The organism is Mesorhizobium kowhaii (assembly GCF_042431665.1).
In the GTDB taxonomy this organism is placed as follows: Bacteria; Pseudomonadota; Alphaproteobacteria; order Rhizobiales; family Rhizobiaceae; genus Mesorhizobium; species Mesorhizobium kowhaii.
The window spans coordinates 1-3972 of record NZ_JBHLYT010000064.1 but is presented as its reverse complement, the minus strand read 5'-3'; the positions used below and the strand labels follow the sequence as shown (position 1 = coordinate 3972).

Below are 3972 nucleotides of genomic sequence, written 5' to 3'. Positions count from 1 at the left end.
GGAAGGCTCTGCGCCTCCGCCGGTTGCTCAACCCGCGCCAAGAGGCGTAACAGAAACGGCCAAGGCTCTAATCGCCGCTGGATGAATGTTCAGTGGCAGGTCACACCTGGTCAATGTTTGTCGGCCGAAGTGCTATTATACGTTTCGGCCAAGCATTCGAATGTGATCGCGCAATTCGTTGCATGCCGGACTTATGAGAGGCGCGAGGTCCTCGGTCGACCCGTACCGATATTTGATCGTGGTAATGCCAGCGAGGTCGCTTGGCAGTTTCACTGTCAGTCCACGAGGTTCCATTAGAATGGCCCTCTCCATTCCAAGCTTGCCCATGAAGAACCCAAGTTCAAAGACTACGTTGTCGCGCGGCGATGGCCAGCTTTCTTCCCGAACAACTGTCTGATCATCAGGGTGCGCAATCGCAATTGCGAAATCGGATTTTTCCAGCTCCTGTTCCAGTGTCTCAAGCGTGTAATTTGTCACTCTGAACACACCGTTGGCCCAAACAACCGTTAGAAATGGGTCGTGAGCAAAAGCATTCTCAACCGCTCTTGCGACGTGCAATGCCTCGGCAGACGAGATGACAAAGACACGCACCTTCTCGTGCGGCGGGCGGATTAATGAGTTCCGCTGGAGCAGCCTTTTGGAAAGCTCCTGTGCAAGGCGCCTCCATATTTTTGGATATCGGTCAGCTATTTGACAAAAGCTCTCCTCCGAAACCTTGAATACTAAACTGTGCTCGTCCGAAACCACATCCGCAGATCGTCGTTGCGTCACTGAAACCGCCGCCATCTCGCCGGCGGCATCTCCCGCTTGGCGTGTTGCTACCCTTTTCGAGTTTACAAAGACGCCGAAGGACCCCGAGATAATGAAATAGACGTCATTGTCCCGACCATCCTGCTCGATCAACTTTGTATCCTTGGAGATTTCCACAAGCTGTCCGAGGCTCGAAAGAGCATGGCCAGCTTCAGGAATGCCGCTGAGCAGACGCTGGCTCTCAAGCGCCTCCACGAGAATTGCTGTCCCGCGATCACCCGAAAACCTGTCCTTCACAATTTTACCTCCGGCCGCTTTGACCGCCTAACCCGGGTTAACTGGCTGCATGAATGAAGGTTTGGGCGGTTCTCCAAATAGTTTGAAGAGCCCAAACTATTGGGGGAACCGCCAAGCAAACAAATGACGCCAAGACAAGGCGGCCGGCGGCGTTAAATGTCCTAAATTTACGGTTGGCGATGCGAGCCTGTACCGCGACCTGGAGAGCCAGGTCGTCTAAATAGTCGTCGGTTGCGGATTGATCTTCCTTTGGAAAATACCGCTTCCTGGCAGCTCCCCCGAACTCCTCGGGCGCCAATTCTGCGATGTCTCCAAAATAGAGAAGGTTCGTCGCTCCGCCTACGTTCTGATGAAAGTGATGGAGGAATTTAGGCAGGAATGAAGTCAACGATATGAGCGCCGCCACGGCCAATAGCGGAAGAACGACGAGGAACGCCGCGCGGTAACCCATCGGAGGCTCGTCTGGGGATCGGAGTATTGCGATTATGGACCCCATCCATACCGAGCAAAATGTGAGCAGGGCTGCGTTCTTGGTTTCTGCAAATTTCACGAGGTCCAGCATCCTGCCATGACTGGCGGAGAGCAGTTTGTCGTAACTATCTTGCTGATCGTCTCTGGCCATCGCGATCCTATGCGGCTTCATTCAACCGCACGCCTAGAAGGTCGGCGAGGGGGCAGTTGTCCATTGTCCCGCAGCATTTCAGCGTTGTGTTTTTGAAACTGTCGAAGAAGGACTGCTCCGCCACACGCCAGCCATCTAACGCTAGCGTAAAATCGGCGAGGACTTCTGCGTGGTCCGAGCAGGCGGAAATCGGACGGTTCCCATCGCCGCATTTGCATTTTTGCCGAAGCGTCATGACGCGACGACCTTTTCGCACTACGGACAGCATCCTCTTGCCGTCCAGACGCAGTCGCACTCGACGCTCGTTGTTTACCCGCTTCTCCACGGTCGAAAAACGCTCCCCCCGAAGAGAGGTTACGAATGCTTTGCCGAGATTGGACGCGTTGAATTCCGCGACCGCCTGAAGTCTTGCAGCCTCCGGCCCATGGGCCCTAGCATCGGCCTTCCCCGGCCATGAGCGCAGTATCGCCGCGGTGCCTTGCCTAAGGAGAAAAATAAGCAACTTCCCCCACCATCCAGCCGCCGCTTCATGATCGTCGATGGTGTGTGGCTCAAGTTCTGCCCAAAATAGGCAAAAGCTTCCATCCAAGTTTATGTGGCGTTCTGGGCAGAATGACGGGAGACGGTCTGACTTCACTTCCCGTGCTTTGACTGTCTCGCCGACCCGCGTGATCTCGATAAGAAATTTATTCGCTGGGGCACCAGAAGCAAGCGCGGGCTGGACTGCAAAAATTGCGCTGTCACCATCCTCCCGGATGAGGACAGCATGGTGCAAGGCTGCAGTCTCAGCCAGAAGCCGTATGGGCGACATGGAGTTAGCACTTCTCCGAGTAAGGCCGGAATGGCGCTTCAGCAGCTTTGGCTATTGCAGGACTCACCACCGCGTAAGCGGCTGCGTGGATTGCTTTGGCCACCTTGTTTTCATCGGCCGCCAGCGCTTCAAGCACCACATCATAAGTGAGACCGGACTTTAGTCTCGACGTGCCGAAAAGCGTGCGCACCGATGCCGGGCCTGCGTCATATGCGGTTTGGCCGATCGCTGTCTGCTCACCGGTGCAGCGCTTCTGTTCGTCCTCTGATCCCAAGACTGCTCGTCCAGTGGAGCAGCGAACACGATCGCCCTGCATGCCAAGTCGCGTGATGGCGGTTGGTCCATACTCAAAACCAATCGCCAGCCCGAGATCGTCCGTATCCACGTCATTTGCCTGCAGCCGTTCAAGCGCGAGGTCGAAGCTGCTCCTGAGGGCCCCAGCGCAGAGTGCTCCAGTCGACACCGTGTCCTCGGCATAGGTCTGAAAGGCTGTACCCTCCATCAAATGGCCATGGATGCAGTCACCGATGAATCGGATACGACGTCCCGAGAAGTCGGAAGACAAGACCCGATCAAGCTCTGAGCGGATGACGTGGAGACAGCGAACAACGTCTTCCGGATCATCGTCGATATGTGCGTCCACGTAGGCCGTGAAATTGTCGACGTCAGCGTAGACCGAAATCGTCTCCATACGCCTTGAGTTGCCCGGCGTCAGCAATGAGATGTCAAGATCTCGCAGAGGTGGCGTGACTCGCGTGAAGACAAACGAGCCGATCGGCTTGTTCTTGTTGTCAGCGCGCCATTCGGAGACCATCGTGTCCTTGCTCAAGCCGAGCTCGGCGGCATCCTGGCATTCGACGATCTCTTCGTCGGTCAGCGGCGTTAGCGGGATGTCCTTAGTATCAAGCTCTTCAAGGCCGATTGCAGATCGTGCCTCGTTGCTGAGATAGATTCCGACGTCGGTACCGTTCGACGCGATCTTTGCAGCCATGTTGGCAGGGCGGCCAAGGAATAGAGGTTCCCTGTTGCCACCGCGGCCGTTGTTGACGACCAGCGCGCGGCCGCTGTCTATGCCGATGCGAACCTGGGCTGCGGGGATGTTCTCATCGTCGTCGCCCGTTTCCTGCAGGACGTCGCTGATCAATCGTGCAATCGCCACCGCTCGGTTCACGCGATCGCCTTCAGAATCTTCGCTGTAAGGCTTGGCGAGAACCGCGTGGAGGCGCTGGTTGTGAAAGTCGACCCGAAGGGCATCCGATGCCGTTAGGATTCTGTGTACGGCTCTATAGTGAAGATTGAGAAAGCGGAGCGTCCTCTTGTGGCAGGTCTCTCCCTCCGTGTCGGTGCTTTCAAGCATGTCGCGGAGGTTCAAGATGTCCACATAGAGGTGAACTGCATCCATCCGGTAGGCTTTGTTCGTCGGTATGGATGTCAATGACGTGTCACGCGAGTAGTCGACAACCGTCACCGTTTCGACGTCCTTGATGCGGGC

Annotated in this window: 4 protein-coding genes; all 4 read right to left on the bottom strand. The window is 56.0% G+C overall.

The annotated features are described in order from the left end of the window. Positions 1-135: 135 nt before the first annotated feature. Positions 136-1047: a TIR domain-containing protein gene (locus ACFFNA_RS33625; RefSeq protein WP_378924162.1), complete on the bottom strand. Its 912-nt coding sequence runs from the start codon at positions 1045-1047 to the stop codon at positions 136-138. Positions 1048-1084: 37 nt separating this feature from the next. Next, entirely contained in the window at positions 1085-1669 is a 585-nt protein-coding gene (locus ACFFNA_RS33620; protein ID WP_378924160.1) for a Pycsar system effector family protein, read from the bottom strand. Positions 1670-1676: 7 nt separating this feature from the next. Next, positions 1677-2480 carry an E2 domain-associated cysteine-rich protein gene (locus ACFFNA_RS33615; protein WP_378924158.1) on the bottom strand — a complete coding sequence of 268 codons (804 nt, stop codon included), beginning with the start codon at positions 2478-2480 and terminating at the stop codon, positions 1677-1679. Between the two features lie 4 nt (positions 2481-2484). After that, a partial coding sequence (locus ACFFNA_RS33610) for a nucleotidyl cyclase domain-containing protein (RefSeq protein ID WP_378924156.1) occupies positions 2485-3972 on the bottom strand: 1488 nt, incomplete at its 5' end.